Raw genomic sequence first — 322 nt, 5'->3', positions numbered from 1 at the left:
CGGTGACCCTGTATCTGGTGGACAATGCCAGCCCGGACGGCAGCGGCAAAAAGCTCGAGCAGGCCGTGGCGGACGGCCTGCTGGCAGCATGTCCGGGCCAGCAGGTGGTGGTGCACTGCCGCACCGAGAACGGCGGCTTTGGCACCGGCCACAATATGATCCTGCCCGAGCTGGACAGCGATTTCCACTTTATCCTCAACCCGGATATCCTGCTGACCGCTGATACCCTGAGTGATCTGGCCGACTGGATGGCCGCCCACCCGGATTCCGTGATGTCCCGGCCCTCGCTGGTGTTCCCGGACGGCAAGCCCCAGCAGCTGCC

Annotated in this window: 1 protein-coding gene; it reads left to right on the top strand. The window is 65.2% G+C overall.

Features of this window, described 5'->3' with window-relative positions:
• Positions 1 to 322: glycosyltransferase (locus P0G09_RS16880; RefSeq protein ID WP_275253243.1), on the top strand; the 322-nt coding region annotated here is incomplete at both ends.

It is taken from the genome of Faecalibacterium sp. DFI.5.82, assembly GCF_029076575.1.
GTDB lineage: Bacteria > Bacillota > Clostridia > Oscillospirales > Ruminococcaceae > Faecalibacterium > Faecalibacterium duncaniae.
This window is presented reverse-complemented; position numbering and strand designations above follow the sequence as displayed.